Here is a 21,945-nt window from a genome sequence, read left to right as displayed (position 1 = left end):
ATTGGTTATAAATGGGCAATTACTGACTCCATAGTAGATGCCATTTTCTCTACACTATATTTTTCTAAACATCTACTTCTCGCTTTTTTACCTACTTCGTTAGCTGTTTCTAAATCCTGAAATATTAATTTAATTTGTTCTGCAATTTGTTCTGGAGAAGCTGGATCAACTAAATAACCAACTTCATTTAAAATTTCGGGAATATCTCCTACTCGTGTTGCTAAAACTGGCTTTGCCATTGCCATGCCATCCATGAGTTTAATCGGAAATTGTGCCCTTGCTACAGATGTATCTCGTTGAGGAACTACTACAATATGGGCCGCAGCCACGACTTCCGGCATTTGTTCTATTGACGTTTGAGGCAGCATAATAATCCACTGTCCCCAGCGCTCAATCAACTGTTCATCATAGTTATCATAAGGATTACCACCAACAATCACTAGCCTTAAGTCGGATTCTTGTAACTGGTCAAGTGCTATTAAAACATCCTCTAGACCCTTGTGCGGTCGAGGCGCACCAGGGAACATGAGAACGCGGTATTCAGCTAAACCATATTTTTGGCGACTAATTTGCGGATTGTACTTTTGGGGATCAAACAAGCAAGTATCTTTGCCATTGGGTATATAAATACCACCAAAACGATTCAGCAAGAATTGAGTATCTGCTGTAATAGCGTCAGCATGATTGATCAATGACTCCATCCACTTTAAGTAAAGTGGATGGTCTGGATTCCTTAAAGCACCTTCTTTTTTTAGAAGTTCTCTAGCTAGCTGTTTCAAATTAGGGCGATACTGCCACTCATCGCCGCCATACCAACTTAATTCCCAATCATCAATATCTAAAATCACTGGTCTATGGCTGCGGATTTTGTTAATTAAAGCTACACCATAGCTTGTAGGTTTTGGTTTAACAGCGCAGATAATATCTCCATCTATCTTATTTAAAATTTGCCTGACAGAACCGAATAATTGTGGATAATTGCAGCCTGGTAGACAGAAAATTGCTAGATCAGATGGTGGCTCTGGATAAATATTTTTTCCAAATAAAAATCCTAATACTTCTACTTCATAATTTAATTTTTTAAAAATTTGACTTAGCAAATATGCTCTGTCAATTCCACCTTTAGAAAAGTTAGGTGTGAGGATTGAAACCTTTAATTTTTTATTTTGTTTATTCATAATAAATTAGGTGTCAGTCCATCAAGATACAAAGTTTTTTTGAGAAATTTTTAAGATTTCATGGTAAAGTGCCAACATTTCTGAAGCAACAGTATCCATTGTACGTACTAGCTGGATACCTTGACGTAATTTAGCTAGTAAATCGGCGTCTTTGGCTAAAGTGGCGATCGCTTCAGCCCATGCTTGAACATCTTTCGCTGGAACTAACCAACCATCAATGCCGTGATGGACTAACTCAGCAATTCCTCCTAAATTTGAACCTAGTACGGGAATGCCTATAGCTTGTGCTTCTAAAGCAACTATGGGCCCAGTTTCTAACCACTGTGACGGTATTGCTAGTATATCGAAACCTGCTAATGCGTCTGGTACTGCTTCGCGTGAAAGTGGTTCAGCAATCCGAATCCGGCTATCACGAGCAGCGATCGCCATAACTTTTTCACGATTGGCAGCACCGTATTTTCCCGGATGAGTAGCATGAATAATTAACTCTACAGATACATTATTCGGTAGACTATGTACCGCTTCTACTAAAACTTGTACCCCTTTAGTTTCTTGCCAGCGGCCTAAAAAACCGATTTTTAATGTAGAGTTTTGTAGTTTGTTTGGTATTATTTCACGTTTGAAAGTATTAGCAACACCTTGCCGAGAGACAGTAAGTTTTTCGGGAGGAACGTTGTTTGCAACAAAAGCATTGTATTGCCAATTACTCGTTACAACAATGCGATCGGCTAGTTTTGCTAGTTGCATCAAATTGCGTCTATGTTGAGACACTAGAGTAGGAATGCCAAGAGTTTTACCAAGCAGGCGGAGCTTAAAATTTTTAGAGGTAAGTAATTTTGTTTCTGCTGCTACCCCAACATCCAAGGGAACTCGGCTTAAAGCCTTGAGCATCGAAGGTGCTACTTGCTTTGGTACTCCCAAACATTGACTACAATTAACAGAGTCAATCAGCCCATCGCAAGGTTCTTCGTCCCAGCGCATCATCGTACCACGCAGACATATAGGCTCAGGTATGTGGACGGTGACTACAGTAGCCATCCCTAACTGGCGGGCGAGAGCAAGATGATGTAAACCGCAGTCAAATCGCCATGAATGTTGATGGTATACATCGGCTCGATTGTTTTCTAGCCAATTAGCAAAAGTTTTGAAGCCTCCGTGGGGTAGCTGTTTGTGTACCCGTATCTTACTGGGGTTAGGAAAAACAGGATAACGATAAACTGAGATGCCATTGTATTCGTAGGTATCTTCCTCTGTACCTTGTTGAGGAGCAGCAACAATACTTTCAAGTCCATGTACTTGTAAGCCATGCAGTAGTGAATCTAAGTATACTTCAACACCGCCTGATGAATCTGGAAAATACCAGCTAGTTGTATGGATTAACTTCATCTATGAACCTGCAAAGAAAAAATTGGAAAGCTCATCTTTTTTTTACCATAATTGATTGCTCTATTTGTCGTTATTAACATCTATCTTTTATAAAAAACCCAAAGTGAATTTATAAGATTCCGTATTAAGAGTTAGTATGTACAAATAAAAATTTTTTTGATGACTGTTTTTGTGTTTTTGAGTAAAAAAGACAATTTTAGGACAAAAAGAACAGAATAAATCTAACTTAGCTTTTACACTTCCTCCCAGAGAAATTTTACTGATATGCTCAGATATAATTTATAGTTACTTAGCATATTTTTAAGTATTATTACGGTTGTATACTATCATAGTATTCATGGGCTTTCTCAACCTTTTCTCACTGAAATATTTAAGATTGCTGATAAATTTCAAAGTATTTACTGGAAAGGGAGATATTAAGTAATGCAAGTAATCAGGCTTGAGGCACTCTCAGATAATTACATATTTTTGCTGGTAAATCGCCAGCAACAAATTGCTGCTGTTGTCGATCCAGCAGAGGCTGAACCAGTACTAAAGCAACTTGCACAGTTAAAAGCTGAGTTAGTAGCGATTTTCAACACACACCACCACAATGACCATGTAGGTGGCAATCAGCAATTAATAGAACACTTCCCGCAACTAACAGTCTACGGTGGCGTCGAAGATCGCGGGCGAATTCCGGGACAGCAGGTGTTTTTGCAACAAGGCGATCGCGTTGAGTTTGCAGGCCGCATAGCTGAAGTTATTTTTGTTCCCGGACATACCCGCGCTCATATCGCTTACTACTTTCCCCCTGAAAAATCTGGTGAGACAGGCGATTTATTTTGCGGCGATACCTTATTTTCCGGCGGTTGCGGTCGCTTGTTTGAAGGAACACCAACTCAAATGGTAGACTCTTTAACCAAATTGCGCTCTTTACCAGATGATACGCATATCTGGTGTGCCCACGAATACACTTTAGGAAATTTGCAATTTGCCCTAACTGTGGATGGCGACAATGCCGACTTACAAAAACGCTTCAGTGAAGTGAAAACTTATCGTAGTCGAGGAGAAGCTACCATACCCTCGCTGTTGGGAATGGAGAAGCGAACCAATCCCTTTTTACGTTGGGATCAGCCATCATTACAATCAACCGTTAAGGGTAGCGATGGAGTGCAAACTTTTGCGCGGATACGGGAAATGAAAAATAACTTTTAGATATTGGGGATTGGGCATTGGGCATTGATTATTCTCCTCTGCTCCTCTGCTCCCTCATCCCCCATTTCTCCAATTTTCTAACGCTAATAGTTGCGATCGCACCCTTCCTTTCGCTAGGATCTGTAAGCTTTAGGGTATGGGCAAAGCTACTTGGGACAATATACTCATTTCAGGAGTTCTAAGTTCTGAAAAAACACTCGTTATTCAGGACTCTTTACTCAGCACTGGCTCAACCTTAGCTATCTGCTAACAACACTGTTTTAGTGAGCTATGCTGCTCAAACCCACCCAAATTAATCAGATTTTACAGGAAAAACGAAAAACGATGGCGAAACGCGTGCAGTTAGTTTTAAATCAGGATATCAGCAAGCTGGGAAAATCTGGCGACTTAGTGGAAGTAGCTCCTGGCTACGCTCGTAACTATCTGATTCCCCAGAAATTGGCAACCAATGCCACTCCTGGTATTCTCAAGCAAGTAGAACGCCGTCGCGAGCAAGAGCGTCAACGGCAATTAGAACTCAGACAACAAGCTCTTGAGCAAAAAGAATCTTTAGAAAAAGTTGGCAGCTTGACAATTGCCAAGCCCGTTGGTGAAAACGAAGCAATTTTCGGTACTATCACCACCCAAGATGTTGTAGATGCAATTAAGGCAGCCACTGGTCAAGAAATCGATCGGCGTGGAATTACCATCCCCGATATTAACCACCTTGGTACTTATCAAGCCGAAATTAAGCTGCATTCGGAAGTAGCGGCGCAAGTCGATATTCAAGTAGTCGCTAGCTAACTCAGGAGAGGGACGAAGGGATGAGGGGATGAGGGAGCAAGAGAAACTCGTAACTCTTAACTCCTAGCTCCTGTACAGACGCGATTAATCGCGTCTCTAGCAAAATCTCAAAACTAAAATCGTTTATGGCTGAAGAATTGAGTTTTCAAGGCGATGGTAGCGATGCCTACGGCAGTAAACTACGCCTCCCACCACAAAATATTGAGGCGGAAGAAGCGATTTTGGGGGGTATTTTGCTAGATCCAGAAGCGATTAGTCGAGTTAGCGATCGCCTCCTTCCCGAAGCTTTTTACATTAGCGCTCACAAAGATATTTATCAAGCAGCTGTGAGGCTCCACGCCCAAGGTAAAGCCACAGACTTGCTCTCAGTCACAAGTTGGCTGACAGACCATGAAATGCTAGCCCGCATTGGTGGCAGAAATAAATTAGCAACTCTTGTAGACCGCACAGTGTCAGCCGTGAACATCGACGCCTTAGCAGGGTTAGTGATGGACAAATACCTGCGGCGACGCTTAATTAAAGCTGGCAATGAGATTGTACATCTTGGTTACGAGACAGAAACCGAATTACCACAGGTTTTAGATCAAGCAGAACAGAAAGTATTTGGCGTTACTCAAGAGCGTCCCCAATCGGGTTTAGTTCACATTTCTGACAGTTTGATTAATGCTTTTGAGGATATTGAGAATCGCAATAATCAAGGTATTGCCATTCCTGGCATTCCTTCCGGTTTTTATGATTTAGATGCCATGACGAGCGGATTTCAACGTTCTGATTTAATTATTGTCGCTGCTAGACCTGCAATGGGAAAAACGGCCTTCTGCTTGAACCTTGCTCATAATATCGCCGCTTCTTATAAATTACCAGTTGCTATTTTCAGCTTGGAAATGTCCAAAGAACAACTGGTGCAAAGACTCTTATCTACTGAGTCGTCAATTGAAAGTAGTTATATCCGTTCTGGTCGCATTAGTCAAAACGACTGGGAAAAATTAACCCGTGCCATTGATATCTTAACAGAAACGCCTATTTTTATTGACGACACTCCCAATATTACAGTTAACGAAATCCGTAGCCAAGCGCGACGTTTACAAGCAGAACAAGGTGCAGAATTGGGATTAATCATGATAGATTACTTGCAATTGATGGAAGGGGCAGGTGATAATCGCGTTCAAGAATTGTCAAAAATTACTAGGAGTTTAAAGGGTTTAGCACGGGAATTAAAAGTACCAATAATTGCCTTGTCTCAGTTGAGTCGAGGGGTGGAAGCACGTACTAACAAGCGTCCAATGTTATCTGATTTGAGAGAATCGGGATCTATTGAGCAAGATGCTGATATAGTTATTATGCTTTACCGTGAAGAATATTATTTAAAGGAAGAAACTCCCCGACATGAAATAGGAGTTGCGGAAGCAATTATTACCAAGCATCGCAATGGTCCAACGGGAACTATCAGACTTCTTTTTGATGCACACTTTACAAAGTTTAAAAATTTAGCTAAACCAAATCATTACTGATAAAATAAGTAAAATATGTACCCAGCGATGCTGCAAACATCCTGGGCTTGGTCAACCTAATTAGACTAGATTGACATGACGAATATAACAGAACTTGACACAAACCGTTTCTATCTAGGTCGATTGTGTAAATACGGTCATGATTGGAATTTTACTGGTAAAAGTTTACGACGAAAAGACTATCGAGTATGTACTGAATGCCAGCTTTGGCATAATCGTAAATCTTACTGGAAGCATCGAAATAAAAATAGAGAAAGCGCAGCGGCATATTATCAACAACATAGAGAAGAAATACGTCAGAAACACGCAAAGCACTATCAAGAGCATAAAGAAGATTATCGCAGAAGACAATCCAAGCTTTTGCGAACTCCTCAAAGAAAAGAGTCCTGGCGACAGTATATGTCTAAATTTCGCCAAACTCCTCAGGGAAAAGTCGCTGCCAAAAGAGCTAAGTTCAGACGCAGAGCTTATAAACTATACAATCATCATGCTCACTATTCTTTACACCAGATAGAATCTCTTAAGCAGAGGTTTGATCATGCTTGTGCCTATTGTGGTGCAACTATTAATTTAGTGCTAGATCACTTTATACCAGTATCGAAAGGTGGTCCTGATTGCCTTGGTAATTTTATCCCTGCTTGCCATAAGTGCAATACAAACAAGCGAGATCGTGACCCAATGATTTGGTACAAGTCTCAATCTTTCTATTCTTCAAAACGATGGAAGCTCATACTAGAGGTTTTGGGTAAGACTGAATCAAACTACAACCAGTTGCCCCTATTCTAATCTTGGCTTTCTGAGTCAGTGATGATTGCCACTGACTCAAAGAAGTCAAATAGTTACTTAACTCCCAGCAATTCCACATCAAACAGCAGGGTGGCGTTAGGTGGAATTACACCACCAGCACCACGAGCGCCATAACCTAACTCTGGGGGGATGATTAACTGACGACGACCACCAACTTTCATAGTGCTAAGTCCTTCATCCCAACCTTTGATTACCTGTCCAGCACCGATTTTAAAGCTGAAGGGTTGGCCGCGATCGCGTGAACTATCAAACTGAGTACCATCTTCTAGAGTGCCGACATAGTGAACTTCAACCGTTTGTCCAGGTTTAGGAGTCGCCCCAGTCCCCTCTTTTAACTCCACATACTTTAATCCAGAGGGAGTGGTTACGGCATTAGCATCAGACATAGTATTACTCGCAATTAAGATATTGTTTTCAGTTACAGTTGTGGACGCTGGCGGCGTTTGGGTTAACTCAGCAGCAATGGCAGTATTCTGTTTACTACCTACTTGCCCCACAACCAAAAGCACAACACAAACCAGCATGAAAGCCACGCTGAGGAAAATTGGTTTCAAAATCAGTTCTCCTTACTTAGGTATCCTGGCAAAAAGATTACCAACAGGACACATTTAGTTTAAATCAGAAAGGGCATTCTAACGCCAAAGCTTATTTTCTAAATCGCGTAATTGACGCTCTAAACGGTCTATTCTACCCCTGAGTTCGTCCACTTCTGACTGGCGAGCCACCCCCAAATCTTGCATCATATTTCGCATTTGCCGTTGCATTTGGACATCCAAGTTTCCCTGTTCCGACTTTAACTGCTGGGCAATATCATCTATTACCGCCTTGGCTTGCTCAGGATTGAGCTTACCGTCTTTAACTAAATCATCGCTGACTTGCCGCAGTTTTTCTGCGACTATAGACGTTGTGCCAAGACCCACCATCATTAGCTGTTGTAACCAGTTGTTGTTGTCCATACTCCCTTCCTCTTACTTATTAACCAGCCGACCCTTGCTCCTGAGTTTAGGCAATCAAGCTTCTTAAAGCGTAGTTATTCTAGCCTACAGCTCTATTTTGGCAAATTCGCAAGCACAAGGATAAGGATCAAAGGGCGTGATTATACAACTCCTGAAGTTTAAGGTTGCCCAAATTTATCTATTTTGCGATGTTACAGGCAATTCCCTATAAATTACAAAGCTCACACTCACCCCTTACGGTGAATGTGAGCAGTTCATGGGAAGATTTTATCTAGAAGGAGGCACAAATTAGGATAACAGCGATCGCTGAATATCCAGAATTTATAGTTAAATTTGTGTACGCCATTTCTGAAAAGCGATCTCGTAATCCTCTGATTTACTCTGATAAACACTCCACCAATGAAAAAATAGTCCTAATCCCCATCCTAATATTGGGAAAATAGCCCAAAAATAACTAGGATTAGTGATTAAATTTAAAAGAATGAGGAATAAATTCACCGCTAGAAAAGAAATAAAGTGTGTCCAAAAGGCTCTGCGTCGGAAAGTATTAAATGTGTGTCGTAAAAGCTCCTCTTCTTGTTGAGCCAACCACTTTTGTTCACTTGTTTCCAAAATATTAGAAGAAATACCTAACTCAGATGCCATTTCTAAAAGCTGTTCTCGTGAAAATTCACCTTTGTCTTTACGAGTGAGTGCTTTTTGCAGGATTTGTTCTACATCTTCTGAATCGTAAGTCATTTTAATTACCTTATAAGTTTGTGTGTAAATGCGCCTTTGATTTCACGAAATGATCGATTTGCTTCGTTCAATTCAATTAGCAAATGCATCCACATTTTGCACCCAATACTTAGTGATATTCACAACATTATTATTTTCTCACAATTGATTTAGGGCTACTGTATTTGTCAATACCTCTATAATTGCTTTGATGAGAGCAAGCTGTTACAGCATTAAGCCAAACAATTCTTATTGTGGAGTAAAAGATGCTAGTAGCTCGATTTCAGGTAAAGATCCAACTATATGTTGCTGCCTCAATCGAGTAAACATCGCTAAAATCACTCTTTTGAATTTCCGAAAATATTAAATTTAATGGAAGATTTAAAATATCAGCAGAGGTGTACGCTACCTAGTAGTCTGTCAAGCTTGATTTGATAGGTTCGTAGTTTGTGCTTTATAGCAGTTCCCATTCAGATGTGGTACAACGTTATATCGCAAGGTGTAGGGGCACGGTCTGCCGTGCCCCTACGGGTGTACCTCACGTCAACGAGAACTGCTATAACGCTAACTACAAACAATCTGCACCTCTCAATTATTTCTTGACAAACCAGTAGATGGGAATGCGTCAATAGAGGACTCAATCAATGGGATATGTAATTGCTACTGCCAATATGAAAGGTGGTGTTGGTAAAACCACCCTCACTGTCAACTTAGCTACCTGTTTAGCTAAAAATCATGGCAAGCGGGTGCTTGTCCTTGATTTAGACAGCCAAATTAGTGCCACACTCAGTTTGATGTCGCCTTTAGATTTTGCCAAGCGTCGTAAACAAAGTAAGACATTTAGGTATCTGATAGACGAAGTTATCAATCCAGACCCACAAGCAAAACTCACAATTCAGGATATCATTCAATCCCAGGTTTGTAATCTTCCCGGACTAGATTTATTGCCGGGAGATATCGATTTATATGATGAATTTGTTGTTTCAGAAATGCTGCATCAGCAAGCAACTGCTTTGGGCGAACAGGACTTTGAAACGATTTGGAATCGCTTTGAAAGGGTCTTGATTAATAATATCTTAAAACCAGTACGTCAAGAATATGATTTTATCCTTCTCGATTGCGCCCCTGGCTATAATCTATTGACTCGTAGCGCTTTAGCTGCCAGTGATTTCTACATACTTCCTGCGAAACCAGAACCATTATCTGTAGTGGGTATTCAACTCCTAGAAAGACGGATTGCCCAATTAAAAGATAGTCACGGACATGAAACCAAAATAGATATCAAAATGTTGGGAATTGTATTTAGTATGTCCAGCGCTAATCTGCTCACTGGCAGATACTATAAACAAGTAATGCACCGCGTTGTAGAAGATTTTGGTGTTGAAAAAATTTGTAAAGTCCAAATACCAGTTGATGTCAATGTTGCTAAGGCTGTTGATAGTTTTATACCAGCTGTTTTAAATGCTCCCCAATCAGCAGGTTCAAAAGCTTTCTTTCAGTTAACTCAGGAGTTGTTGCAAAAGCTATAGCTCTAGTTAATCATTGATGAACAACATGATTTCCGATTTATTAAATTAGAGAGATGAATGTAAAGACGTAGCATTCCTACGTCTTTACAAGTGTTTCAGGCAATGAATAATTTATTTTTGGAGATGTCTATGTCTATTAAGTAGGTCGCAAATCTGAACCTTTCAATTTTTATAAAGGTCTGAAGAAAGAGAATTTATACTTACTCGGTGACAAACAAGCTACATGGAATAAATCTCAAATCCCCAATTTAAAATTCTCTATTCAAGAAAACTCTTTAGGCATGAGGTCAATCCAAAATTCAAAATCCACAATTCAGTAATAAATAAGTTATCTTTTCTTAAAGTTCAGCAGTTATACGGAAGCTATAATTGGTGAGATTCAGCTATTGAGTGAAAAGGCCAGTAAATCTCACTAAGAAACAATGGTTAGTAACGATTCTGCACGGGTGGAGAACAATCAGCACTTGCTAATGCGCCTACCACGGACTCTGAGTTATCTCGAAACCTGGGGCTTCGGGTTAACTGGTCATGTTGGATGGATTGGTACTGCCCCCATCATTCATGCAGCGTTAGGCTCGAAAGCTATCTTAGTTTGGTTTTTTGGTACGATTATTTCCTTTTTGCTTAACTTGCAGGTACAAAGTCTAGGTAGGCATTGGTCAGATGTCGCTGGAGGAACACCAAACTATACCACAAGGCTATTAAAGAACTTTCCTGGCTTAGGCCGTTACGTAGCATTAGGATACTTTTTTAGCTGGGCAGCAGCACCAGCACTGTATGCGATTATTCTCACTAACTTAATTAAAGTTAATTTTGAAACATTAGGTATTTCTTGTCCAGAAACTTTCTTAAAAGTCTTATTTACAACTATTCCATTTATTTTAGCGTTCAGTGGCACCCGTGCTTTGGCGCTCCTGCATTTATTTTTTGTATTACCAGCGATTTTATTACTGTTATTGTTTTGTGTTCAAGGCGTATTATCGTTAGCCTTCTCATCTACTAATTTTAATTTTCTCCCAACTAGTACACATAGCCTGAGCTTCCAAGAATGGGCAAAGTGGTTTTTTCTAGCTAGTTATTCAATTTATGCTTGTGAAACCACTTCTTCTTTTGTTGCTGATAGTCGCCACCCATATAAAACTTTAAAGTTTTTAACCGTAGCTGCTTGGTTAATTCCCCCGGTATTTCTAGGTGGTTCTTGGGTATTAATGTGTTCTGTTTCAAATTCAACAATAGGTGACGATGCGTTCTTAAATCTGGTAGAGGCTTCTAAACCTTTTTGGGGTGAATCTGCCTCCTTTCTAGTAACACTTCTGATTACTATATCTTGCCTTCTAAGTTCTGCTACAGCAGTTTCTAACTCTCCTCGGATATTATACCAGCTTGCCTTAGACAGACAGCTTTCTCCTATATTTGCATTAGTTTCCCGTCAAGGTGTCCTTGGGCCTGCTATTCTAGTTACCTTTCTACTGAGTTTGCTTTGTCTAAATTTGGGAAATGTATCTCAACTTGTCACAGTAGCAGGCACCTGTTATCTCATGTCCATTATGGGGCTACATCTGGGACTATGGATGTGTCGTGGCAAACCATACGTGTTATGGCCTTGGTGGTCGCTTGGTTTTTTCTTACTAGAAGCGGTAGTTCTAATAGTGGGAGGTTTAGCTTGGAATTGGAGAGATTTCTTAGTGGGATTATTATTACCCATTATTTTGATGATTGGAGATGTAATGCTACGTCGCTTAAGATTTGCACCATTACACCCAAATTGGTGGACACAGCGTTACGATACTAAGTCTAGTAGAAATAATCCAGATTTTGTAGTATTACAAGTGATTGTTTTAGTATCATTGATTTGTATTACTGCCACAATCAGTTGGGTTATTCGCGATTTTTTAGATAGACTTTCTAATTATCCTCAAAATTCTTTCCTAGCGATTTTATTAGTGACGCTTTCTTTTACAGGCGTTGCAATCGCTTGCTGGACAACTTTACCACAAATTATTGCTATTGATGAAGCACGCAAACAAGCAAGAAGCCTATTTATTACTACTCTTGATACCGTACCAGATACTGTTTTAGTATTAGATGAAGACGGAAATATTTCTCAGACAAATGCTGCTGCTGAAGAATTATTTCAAACAAGTGTTCAGCAGTTACTTGGGAAAAACTTGAGTCAAATCCTAATATGCTATCGCGGCAAACCGGAGCAATGGTCTATTAGGAGCGAGCAAAGCTTAAAAATTAACCAAGGTTTGCGAATTGTTGAATCGACGATTTCACAGCCATTTAATTCTCTGCTTCGGGAATATATTGTTATTGTCCGTGACATCACTAAGCGAAAGCTAGCAGAGGAAGAATTAGTCCTGTATCGTTATCAGCTTGAGCAGTTGGTTCTAGAACGCACTATTGAACTTATTAGGGTTAATCAACAACTTCAACAAGACATTGTTAAACGTCAAGAAGCACAAGACCAATTACTGTACAATAGTCTTCATGATGGGCTAACTGGATTACCTAACCAACGATTATTTATGGAGCGGGTGCAGCAGGCAATAGAACAGGCTAAACAGCAAAATAATTATTTATTTGCCGTACTCTTCTTAGACCTAGACCGCTTTAAAGTTGTTAATGACAGCCTTGGACATCTACTAGGAAATCAACTTTTGATGGCAATTTCTCATCGGCTAAAGTCAGTTCTGCGAGGCGGAGACATAGTTGCCCGTTTTGGCGGAGATGAGTTCACAATTTTAATTGAGGAAATTGAGGATATCAACACCGCCATACAGGTTGCCGAGCGAATTAAAAAGGTGCTAGCTTTGCCATTTAAATTAAATGAGCATCGGGTGTTTACTAATGTTAGTATTGGTATCGCTTTAAGTAGAGCAGATTATGAGCAAGCAGCGCAGATTCTACGCGATGCTGATGTGGCAATGTATTGTGCTAAATCACTTGGTAAGGCACGTTATGAGGTTTTTGATCCAAAGATGCACGAGGGTGCAGCTTTGCTCTTAGAGTTAGAAACTGCTCTGCGAAATGCACTGCTCAAGCAAGAAGAATTTCGCCTTGATTACCAACCAATTGTTTCACTAACAACTGGCAAAATTATTGGATTTGAGGCACTGATACGTTGGTATCATCCAGAACGAGGACTTATTTCACCTCAAGATTTTATTCCCTTGGCTGAGGAAACTGGAATGATTGTTAGTATCGGACAATGGGTGCTTTATGAAGCCTGTTACCAAATGCACAAATGGCATAAACAATTTCCTACCTCACAACCTCTGACAATTAGCGTAAATTTTTCTGGTAAACAAATTACGCAACCTGACGTGTTTAAACAGGTTAAACATATTTTGCAGCAAACTGGACTGGAGCCATGCTATTTGAAATTGGAGATTACTGAAAGCTTGTTAATGGATAATTTTGAATTAGCTACCATTGTGCTTTCCCAATTAACAGCGCTGAATGTTGAAATGCACATGGATGATTTTGGGACTGGCTATTCATCCTTGAGTTATCTACATCGCCTACCAATCAAAACCATTAAGATTGACCGCTCTTTTGTCACCAGTATAGGTAGTCGAGGAGAAAATTTAGAAATTATTCAAGCGATTGTGACATTAGCCCATAATTTAAATATGTCTGTAACAGCAGAAGGTATAGAAACTGTAGATCAATTGGCACAATTGAAAGCTTTACAATGTGATTATGGGCAAGGGTATTTTTTCTTACCACCTATGGAACGGGCAGAAGTAGAAATACTCCTTGCTGCTAACTTGTGCGGAAAAAACTTTTTAAAAAGATAAAATCTTGGGAGCAAATTCTGTTTAAAGAAACACCTTGTTAAACTGGGTGATTAATTTCATTTAGCAATCTATTCTTAGTGTAGTGCTGACTGTAGCTGAAAATTATTTACGTTATCAAGCAACCCTTCTTCTAACAAAAGCTCGTTAACAAAAGTATCAATTTTGTGCCGATCAATATTTTGCATGACTATAATGTGTACCCAATTTTCAAAAATCGCTAACTGCCATTTTTTAATTAACCTTTGAGAAGGTTTTTGAAACACTACGGTATTGGAAAATTTATTGAGCATACATGGATATTCTCTGATTTTCAGTTGTTGGAAAAGATATTGGGCATTATCTATACAGGCCTTTGCTTCTTTGGCTAATCCATCATAACCTCTTGTTTGCATTGCATACCAGAGAATCAAAGGGGTATGACCGTTTCTAGATCCCAAAATGGTTGTATCTGATGAACCAATATATTCAATTGCTGTTTCAACTTTTTCTACCCATTTTTTCTTAGTTAAAACTACACCGCAAGGTAAGGGAGAACCAATGAATTTAGCAGAAATAGCTATACTATCTATGGGTTTTTGAAAGTTAACTTGTGGAGCGCCATCTAGAAAGGGTAATATTAATCCTGAAAGTGCGGCATCACAATGAATGTAGTAATCTTTAATCTGATTGCGCTCTAAAATTTCGATAACTTTGTCTAAGTTATCAATTGCGCCTTTGACAGTAGTCCCAATATTTAAATTGACGATCGCAGGATAATTACGATTTTCACTAATGAGTTGTTCAAAATGCTCATAATTCATCTCTCCATTAATTTGTGAGTTAACAACATTGTGTTGGATGCGGAATAGTTTTGCTGCTTTGGGTATGGAATAATGAGAGTCTTGTGATGAGTAAAGAATACCATTAGGGTAGATTTCTCTTGCTAAGAACATCCCATATAAATTACCTTCAGTTCCGCCAGCAGTAACATAACCCCAAAACTCATGTTCTGGGATTTTATAGAGGTTGGCAAAAAAAGATAACACTTCTTGCTCAAACTTACGAGAATGGAGACCAAAATCTGGTTCAATATATGGATCTCCAGCATTATTTAACAGAAAATTGAAAAATTTGCCGATCGCACTGTAATCACAACTTAAATTATATGGATAGCCTGCATGAAACTGCGATCGCTGTTCTATTTGCAGCAGAAAATCAGCCAATTCCTTAACAACTTTATTTGACATATCCTTGTATCTCTTAAATTTTGATTGAGTTAATGAATGTTTTAAACGAGATTATACGTATTAATCCATACCTTTATATTTTTTTAATAATCACCCCATTCAGCTTTTTAATCGAAGACAGTCCAGGGAAAATACGGAGAAAGGTTCAGTAATAATACTCAATTTTTTGCTGCCAAAGTATATTACACTTAGAACTTATGCATAATACGAAATAACCAGAATGCGTATTACATAAAATATTTTTTCAGTCGCTGACTGCAACCTGATTGAATTACATATTTAACTTTGTGCTAGTTGCGTAATTTCTGGGAATGACTAGGCTATACAGCGAAGTCCGCATAAGCGGACTTCATCATGCTAAAAATAGATTTCCAGAAATTAAATATGGGTTATACAGAACCCTAATAGAGACTTAGCACTGCTCGTCTCTATATTCTTGCAGTTTTCCAGTAGATGAGGTACAAAATGCAGGACTCACGCATCAAACATCAAGAGTTTCTACTTTCTTGTTTCTGTCTTTTGCCGCAAATCCTGTAGTTATGTACTTCATGTAAAAGAAAACTGCTGTCAGTCCATTTAGCCATTTGTAGTTTGCTAGTGCCGTGGAATTTTTGCTTTTAAAACTCTCCAGCTAAGGCTGCTACACACCGTTCGCAAATTAGCGGATGTTCTGCTGATTCTCCCACATGAGTAGAGTAGTTCCAACAGCGATCGCACTTTTGCCCATCTGCTTTCACTACCCCAATTCCCCAGTCTTCTGTCTGCGCTGTATATTCTAATCCTTGCAATCCTTCAACAGAATCTAATAATTCCACTTGGGAAGTCAGCAATAAATACCGCAGTTCGTCAATCCCGTTACCCTTAACCGGGTTAAAGGCTTTGATAGCATCACCTAATTGTTTGTCAGGTATATGAATCAAAGCTTTCGCCTCCAGGGAAGAACCAATCAGTTTTTCTATCCTGGCTTGTTCCAACACTTTATTAACATCGGTGCGGAGTTGTCGCAGCGCTGACCAAAATTCTGCTAATTCAGGATTACGCCATTTTTCCTCAACCTGCACCCAACCGGCTTCAAATACCGATTTGTAAGGTGTTTTGTAGGGGAGATATTGCCAGATATCTTCGGCGGTGTGAGATAACACTGGTGCGATCGCTCGTGCTAAATTATCTATTGCTATCTTCAGCACCGTTTGACAACTGCGACGGCGGAAAGCATCTTTTGCACTGATGTACAATCTATCTTTGGCCACATCTAAATAAAAGTTGGATAAATCCACGACGCAGAAATTCTGCACTGTTTGAAAAAAACGGAAGAATTGGAAATTCTCAAAGGCAACAGTTACTTCTTCAAATACTTCGGTGATGCGGTGCAGCATATAACGGTCAAGTTCTGGCAATTCCTCAAAAAGAACTGCATCTTTCTCCGGGTCAAAATCATCCAAGCTACCCAACAAAAACCGCGCCGTATTGCGAATCTTCCCTCTAACATCATTCATTTGCTTAATGATGTTTTTCCCAATGCGGACATCACCAGAGTAGTCAACCGATGACACCCACAATCGCAATACATCTGCACCGTAGGGCGGTTCTACTTTTTGATTTTTCCCGCCTTCAATGATTGTATTTGGATCGATCGTATTTCCTTCTGACTTACTCATCTTTCGGCCTTGTTCGTCCAAAGTGAAGCCGTGAGTTAGCACAGTTTTGTAAGGCGCAATGTCATTTACTGCTACGCTGGTAAGCAAGCTGGATTGAAACCAACCGCGATGTTGGTCGGAACCTTCCAAGTATATATCAGCAGGGTAGCGTAATTCTGGACGCTGTTGGACGACAGCTGCCCAAGATGAGCCAGAATCAAACCATACATCCATTGTGTCTGTACCCCTGCGGTAAGACTTGCCATTATTACGATAGGATTCGGGTAATAATTCCTCAACTGAAAGTTCCCACCAAGCATCGGAACCTTTTTCTGCGATGATTCCTTGGACGTGGTTGATAATTTCTTCATTCAGCAGTGGTTCTCCCGTGGCTTCATCGTAGAAAACGGGAATGGGTACACCCCAAGCACGTTGACGAGAGATACACCAATCGGAACGTTCCGCCACCATTGGCGTGATCCGATTTTCACCTTGGGCTGGAATCCATTTTACAGTTGCGATCGCCTTTAGCGCTTCTTCTCTAAATCCTTCCACGGAAGCAAACCATTGTTCAGTGGCGCGGAAAATTGTTGGCTTCTTTGTCCGCCAATCATAAGGATATTTGTGGGGGTATGGTTCTTCTTTCAACAAAGAACCAGCCGCATTTAAGGCATCAATCACCGCTTGATTCCCATCACCCAGCACATTTAACCCCGCAAATTGTCCCGCTTCTTCGGTAAAATTGCCATTGTCATCCACTGGTGCAAGGATGGGCAAACCGTAGCGCTGACCAACAATGTAATCTTCTTGACCATGACCGGGTGCAGTATGTACTAACCCCGTACCCGATTCAGTAGTGATATAATCACCGCCCACAACAATCGGACTTTCCCGATCATATAGAGGATGACGGTAAGTAGTATGTTCTAAATCATTCCCCTTAAACGTGGCTTTTACAGTTAACTCAACTCCCAAGGTTGAAGATAAACGTTCGACTAAATCAGCAGCAACGATGAGATAACGGAACCTCACCTCCGTTAACAAAGAGGGGGAAGCTACTTCCTCACTCCCCCTCCCTGCTTGCGGGGAGGGGGTTGGGGGGTGGGGTTCCACTTCCACCACTGCATAATTTAAATCTGCATTTACCGCCACAGCCAAATTTCCTGGAATTGTCCAAGGTGTAGTTGTCCAGATAGCCACACCCAAATCTGACTGATATTCCGCCAACAGTGGTTTTACAGTTTCTGCTAAACTTGTGATTGCAAAAGCTGCATAGATACTGCGGGAAACGTGACCTTCTGGATATTCCAACTCAGCTTCAGCCAAAGCGGTATGAGAACTGGGACTCCAGTGAACAGGCTTTAAACCGCGATAGATGTAGCCTTTTAAGAACATCTGACCAAACACGCCAATTTGAGCCGCTTCATAAGCCGGCTTCAGAGTTAGATAAGGGTTTTCCCAATCACCCCAAATACCGTAGCGTTTAAAATTATTGCGTTGGTCGTTTACCGTAGCTAGACCAAATTCTTTCGCTTTTTGCCGCAGTTGTAAAGGCGTTAAATTTTGCCGTTCTGCTGACTTCATGTTCTGCAAAACTTTCAACTCAATCGGTAATCCGTGACAATCCCAACCAGGAACGTAGCGAACTTTACGCCCTTGTAACATTTGGTAGCGGTTAATAATATCTTTGAGAATTTTATTTAAGGCATGACCAATATGGAGTGAGCCATTAGCGTAGGGAGGCCCATCGTGCAGTATAAATAATTCACCGGGGTTATTTTCAAAAAGGCGATCGTAAATTTTATTTTCTTCCCAAAATTTTTGGATTTCAGGCTCACGCTTGATGGCGTTTGCCCGCATATCAAAGTTAGTCTTGGGTAGGTTTACAGTATCTTTGTAACTTCCTGATTCGGTCACAATCTCATGCCTAGAATTAGGTGTGCAGGTTTTATTAATTATAGAAGATAGCCTGAAAACCAAAATTTAACACCCCACCCCTTAATCCCCTCCCCTTAGCAAAGGGAGGGGGTCTATTGGAGAATTTCTGTATTGCTATGCAATAAAAAGATAAAGTGAAAGGTGCAGGATTTACGGGAGATAGTAATGGCGCGTAAACGCTTGATTATCGAGATGGGGATGGGAATAGATCAGCATGGACAAGAACCGACAGTAGCAGCATCTAGGGCAGTACGTAATGCGATCGCTCACAATGCCTTACCTGGTGTTTGGGAGGTTGCAGGTTTAAGTCACCCCAATGAAATGATTATAGAGGTTCAAGTAGCAGTTCCATATCCAGAACAAGTTAGGGAAGAAGAGGTACTCGCTGTACTACCATTTGGGCGCAAAACTCTTGTCGTAGAATCTGGGGGGATGATAGTTCAAGGACGGGCGATTCCCGAACTCAACGATAAAAATGACGAAATGTTGATTGCGATCGCTGCTGTTACAGTTCTAATCGAAGATGAGTAGCTGAGGTAATTAATCCTTTATTCTTGCTTACGGTTCAGAGATTTTACTGAAAAGCTATTAAGTTATTTAATCGCCGACTTCATTTGTCCAGGTGCGATTTTAAATCGTCAAGTATATTTGCTGTTTACTTTATCAAAAAGCCTCATTGCTTTATAAAAATACCTGTTTACTTTCTCAAAATACTTAAATGCTTTCTCAAAATGGCATTTGACTTATTCAAAAGCTGTGTTTGCTTACTCATTTTGGTGTTTTCCGCAAGCAAAATGGCATTTGACTTATTCAAAAGCTGTGTTTGCTTACTCATTTTGGTGTTTTCCGCAAGCAAAATGAGCTTTGACTTACTCAAACCCCAGTTTGCTTTCTCATTTGGGTGTTTTCCGCAAGCAAAACGACCTTTGACTGACTCAAAATGCTTGAATGCTTTCTCATGGTGATTTTTAGGACTTACGCACAGGTCACGCAAAATCAAACCACAGAGAACGCAGAAAACACAGGGGAATAAAAGTTAGGGAGCTTTTTGGCGTAAGTCCTGTTTTTGAAATTTCACTCTAGAAATGTTCTATCTCTGGGACTAAAAATTTTCTAATCCAAAAGTATAAAATAATAGAAACCTGGAGAAAACTATGTCCTTAGAAACAGAAACACTACAGGCGACACCACCAACTCCTACTTTTGAGAAACTTGAGGAGAAGCAAGAATTTAACTGGAGGCAATGCTGGTATCCCGTCACCTTTGTACAAGACTTGCCTGCCAACCGTCCTCATAGCTTTTCGTTGTACGATGAACCCTTCGTTTTGTTCAAAGACCAAAATGGACAGCTTATCTGTTTAACAGATCGTTGTCCCCACCGTGCAGCTAGACTTTCTGATGGACAAATTATTGACGGCAAAATTGAGTGCTTATATCACGGTTGGCAGTTTGGCAGTAATGGTCAATGTCTGCACATTCCCCAATTACCAACAGATGCAAAAATTCCGGTAAATGCTTGCGTATCATCCTTTAAAGTCTTGGAACGTCAAGGGATCATTTGGATGTGGGCAGGGGAAGCTGAAACAGCTATTGATGAGCTAATTCCATTACTACCTGATTGGGAAAAGCCGGAATGCTTCAACTTAGACTATGTACGTGACCTACCTTACAACCAAAGCTATTTTATTGAAAACGTTATTGACCCCGCTCATATTCCAATCAGCCATGATGGCATCCTAGGAAGTCGAGAAGATGCCCAACCGTTGGAAATAGAAGTGATTGAGAGCAACATTCAGGGAATTAAGGGAAGGTGGCGGCGAACACGGACAGCCAATCTGCCTTGGATATCATTAGATTTCATTGCTCCTAATTCGATTTTCTACAACTCTCGTAATGAACAGCAAGGTAAGTTTGGGGGCGCAACCTTATATTCAATTCCATTAAGTAAGGATAGATGTCGGATTCTCGTTAGAAATTATGGTAACTTTTTTAGCCAAAAAATCAAGCTGATGCCTCCCTGGTTAGAACACATCTTGATCCGAAACAAAGTCTTAGAAGGAGATTTGCAATTAGTCGTTGAACAAAAGGCCCAAATTGAGCGTTTGGGACAAAATCTCAAAGAAGTGTATTTACCGCTCAAAACATCTGATACTTTAGTGGTTGAGTATCGCAAGTGGCTAGATAAATTTGGGTCATCTTTGCCGTTTTATCAAGGTTATTCCACCTCAAAAAATGTCGGTAGTAGCGAGTCCGATCAAAAGTTGATCGCGTTAGACCGATTCTCGCAACATACACTTATTTGTCATTCCTGCAATCGAGCTTATCAAGTTACAAATAGGGTTAAGCAAAGTTGTATTGGGGTAGCGATCGCTCTAGCTGCTGTAGCAATACTTGCAGATGATTCTAGAATCAAAATCGCAGCAATATCAGTTTCCATAGCAGCAATTGTCATGTCTGTTATGGCTCATACACTCAAAACTCACTTTGAGCATTCCTACACTCGTCACTAAAATAGGTAATGAGAACAGTTCCTAGGAAAGACTTTAGTCCTTATTTTCTAAGCACTAAAGTGCTTACTACAAACTTTTCATTACTATCTTAGACATTATACTGATACATGTGTAGTAAGTTTGCTCACCTTAAACGATTTTCTCAAACCTCAAGTCTTGTTAAGTCACAATCGAGTTAATGGCTCTGCGCTAAAGTAGAAATATTGGGATAAAAATCTCTGGCAGTAAGTTCAATAGACCAATAAATCTTTACCACTGCGGCGATCATGTCTCAAGAGCATAACGAATCACTCCAAATTCAGGAGATCACCAAACTCAAACCGAAACATTTTGCTGATTTAGTCAGATCGGCACAATTGGTTTTCGACCCTACAGCCGGAGTTTCGGGAAGAACTATCACAGTTGACTGGGAACAATTTGGAATTCCCCGTGATGTAGCGGACAATCTCAAATCACTTGGTCAGCGTTACCAGTATGCATCTCCTCATATCCCTGTTGAAGACATTTGGAGTAAATTAACTCCAGAAACTCGTATTTGGTTCGTTGAAAATAAAGATCGATTGTGGCAGATTGAAGAAGCTTTCCCAGCCCTTGACGAAGATTGAAGAGGGCAGGAGGTAAAAGGTTGAATTTGAATAAGGCTTCTATAGGAGATCGGAGATTTTGGTGAGGGAGTTTAAACTTTTCCTCCCTTTGCTCACAGCATGAGACAGAGAGCAGCATTTCTCCTATCTTCTCCCTTCTGCCTCTCTACAAGGATAAGC

17 protein-coding genes are annotated in these 21,945 nt (G+C 40.3%); 9 read left to right on the top strand and 8 right to left on the bottom strand.

Annotated elements, in window-relative coordinates; all coding sequences use genetic code 11:
* Window positions 1-5: 5 nt before the first annotated feature.
* Together V7K60_RS12015 and V7K60_RS12010 are read right to left on the bottom strand one after the other, a co-directional pair.
* Entirely contained in the window at window positions 6-1,178 is a 1,173-nt protein-coding gene (locus tag V7K60_RS12015; protein ID WP_334925750.1) for a glycosyltransferase family 4 protein, read from the bottom strand.
* A 21-nt stretch (window positions 1,179-1,199) separates the two neighbouring features.
* On the bottom strand, window positions 1,200-2,564 hold the full coding sequence (locus V7K60_RS12010) for a glycosyltransferase (protein WP_334925748.1): 1,365 nt from the start codon (window positions 2,562-2,564) through the stop codon (window positions 1,200-1,202).
* Between the two features lie 423 nt (window positions 2,565-2,987).
* On the opposite strand from V7K60_RS12010, the gene gloB reads away from it, so the two are divergent.
* The 4 genes from gloB (at window position 2,988) to V7K60_RS11990 (ending at window position 6,841) form a co-directional block, all read left to right on the top strand.
* Window positions 2,988-3,761, top strand: coding sequence for a hydroxyacylglutathione hydrolase (gene gloB, locus V7K60_RS12005; protein WP_334925747.1), 774 nt, complete (start codon window positions 2,988-2,990; stop codon window positions 3,759-3,761).
* A gap of 324 nt (window positions 3,762-4,085) precedes the next feature.
* The gene (gene rplI, locus V7K60_RS12000; protein WP_094352304.1) at window positions 4,086-4,544 is read left to right on the top strand and encodes a 50S ribosomal protein L9; all 459 of its coding nucleotides are present in this window, start codon (window positions 4,086-4,088) and stop codon (window positions 4,542-4,544) included.
* Between the two features lie 125 nt (window positions 4,545-4,669).
* Window positions 4,670-6,055, top strand: a complete 1,386-nt coding sequence (dnaB, locus tag V7K60_RS11995; RefSeq protein ID WP_334925745.1) for a replicative DNA helicase — start codon at window positions 4,670-4,672, stop codon at window positions 6,053-6,055.
* A gap of 75 nt (window positions 6,056-6,130) precedes the next feature.
* Window positions 6,131-6,841, top strand: a complete 711-nt coding sequence (locus V7K60_RS11990) for an HNH endonuclease (RefSeq protein WP_334925743.1) — start codon at window positions 6,131-6,133, stop codon at window positions 6,839-6,841.
* A gap of 53 nt (window positions 6,842-6,894) precedes the next feature.
* Here the strand turns inward: V7K60_RS11990 and V7K60_RS11985 are convergent, their stop codons facing one another.
* The 3 genes from V7K60_RS11985 to V7K60_RS11975 form a co-directional block, all read right to left on the bottom strand.
* Window positions 6,895-7,416, bottom strand: coding sequence for an FKBP-type peptidyl-prolyl cis-trans isomerase (locus tag V7K60_RS11985; protein WP_334925741.1), 522 nt, complete (start codon window positions 7,414-7,416; stop codon window positions 6,895-6,897).
* Window positions 7,417-7,494: 78 nt separating this feature from the next.
* Entirely contained in the window at window positions 7,495-7,818 is a 324-nt protein-coding gene (locus tag V7K60_RS11980; protein ID WP_104906051.1) for a phasin family protein, read from the bottom strand.
* 327 nt (window positions 7,819-8,145) lie between these two features.
* A complete protein-coding gene (locus V7K60_RS11975; RefSeq protein ID WP_334925740.1) occupies window positions 8,146-8,556 on the bottom strand; it encodes a 2TM domain-containing protein in 411 nt (136 codons plus the stop codon).
* A gap of 623 nt (window positions 8,557-9,179) precedes the next feature.
* Here V7K60_RS11975 and V7K60_RS11970 point away from each other — a divergent pair.
* Both V7K60_RS11970 and V7K60_RS11965 read left to right on the top strand, forming a co-directional pair.
* A complete protein-coding gene (locus tag V7K60_RS11970; protein WP_334925738.1) occupies window positions 9,180-10,064 on the top strand; it encodes a ParA family protein in 885 nt (294 codons plus the stop codon).
* Between the two features lie 422 nt (window positions 10,065-10,486).
* The gene (locus V7K60_RS11965; protein ID WP_334925736.1) at window positions 10,487-13,870 is read left to right on the top strand and encodes an amino acid permease; all 3,384 of its coding nucleotides are present in this window, start codon (window positions 10,487-10,489) and stop codon (window positions 13,868-13,870) included.
* Between the two features lie 74 nt (window positions 13,871-13,944).
* On the opposite strand, the gene V7K60_RS11960 is transcribed toward V7K60_RS11965, so the two are convergent.
* Window positions 13,945-15,096 (bottom strand): histidine decarboxylase, encoded by a 1,152-nt coding sequence (locus tag V7K60_RS11960; RefSeq protein ID WP_334925734.1) that lies wholly within the window; start codon window positions 15,094-15,096, stop codon window positions 13,945-13,947.
* Window positions 15,097-15,713: 617 nt separating this feature from the next.
* Entirely contained in the window at window positions 15,714-18,650 is a 2,937-nt protein-coding gene (gene ileS / locus V7K60_RS11955) for an isoleucine--tRNA ligase (RefSeq protein WP_334925732.1), read from the bottom strand.
* Window positions 18,651-18,836: 186 nt separating this feature from the next.
* Here ileS and V7K60_RS11950 point away from each other — a divergent pair, with 186 nt between their 5' ends.
* Complete coding sequence (locus V7K60_RS11950) at window positions 18,837-19,202, top strand: Lin0512 family protein (RefSeq protein WP_292786799.1); 366 nt, start codon at window positions 18,837-18,839, stop codon at window positions 19,200-19,202.
* Window positions 19,203-19,368: 166 nt separating this feature from the next.
* Here the strand turns inward: V7K60_RS11950 and V7K60_RS11945 are convergent, their stop codons facing one another.
* Window positions 19,369-19,665: a hypothetical protein gene (locus V7K60_RS11945; protein WP_334925730.1), complete on the bottom strand. Its 297-nt coding sequence runs from the start codon at window positions 19,663-19,665 to the stop codon at window positions 19,369-19,371.
* Between the two features lie 160 nt (window positions 19,666-19,825).
* Here V7K60_RS11945 and V7K60_RS11940 point away from each other — a divergent pair, with 160 nt between their 5' ends.
* Together V7K60_RS11940 and V7K60_RS11935 are read left to right on the top strand one after the other, a co-directional pair.
* On the top strand, window positions 19,826-21,181 hold the full coding sequence (locus V7K60_RS11940; RefSeq protein ID WP_334925728.1) for an aromatic ring-hydroxylating dioxygenase subunit alpha: 1,356 nt from the start codon (window positions 19,826-19,828) through the stop codon (window positions 21,179-21,181).
* 266 nt (window positions 21,182-21,447) lie between these two features.
* The gene (locus V7K60_RS11935; protein ID WP_334925726.1) at window positions 21,448-21,786 is read left to right on the top strand and encodes a hypothetical protein; all 339 of its coding nucleotides are present in this window, start codon (window positions 21,448-21,450) and stop codon (window positions 21,784-21,786) included.
* Window positions 21,787-21,945 lie beyond the last annotated feature (159 nt).

Origin of the sequence: Nostoc sp., from assembly GCF_036917555.1 — a bacterium.
Lineage (GTDB): Bacteria > Cyanobacteriota > Cyanobacteriia > Cyanobacteriales > Nostocaceae > Nostoc.
Note: the sequence above shows the minus strand (reverse complement) of the source record. Positions and strands in the feature narration are given on the sequence as shown.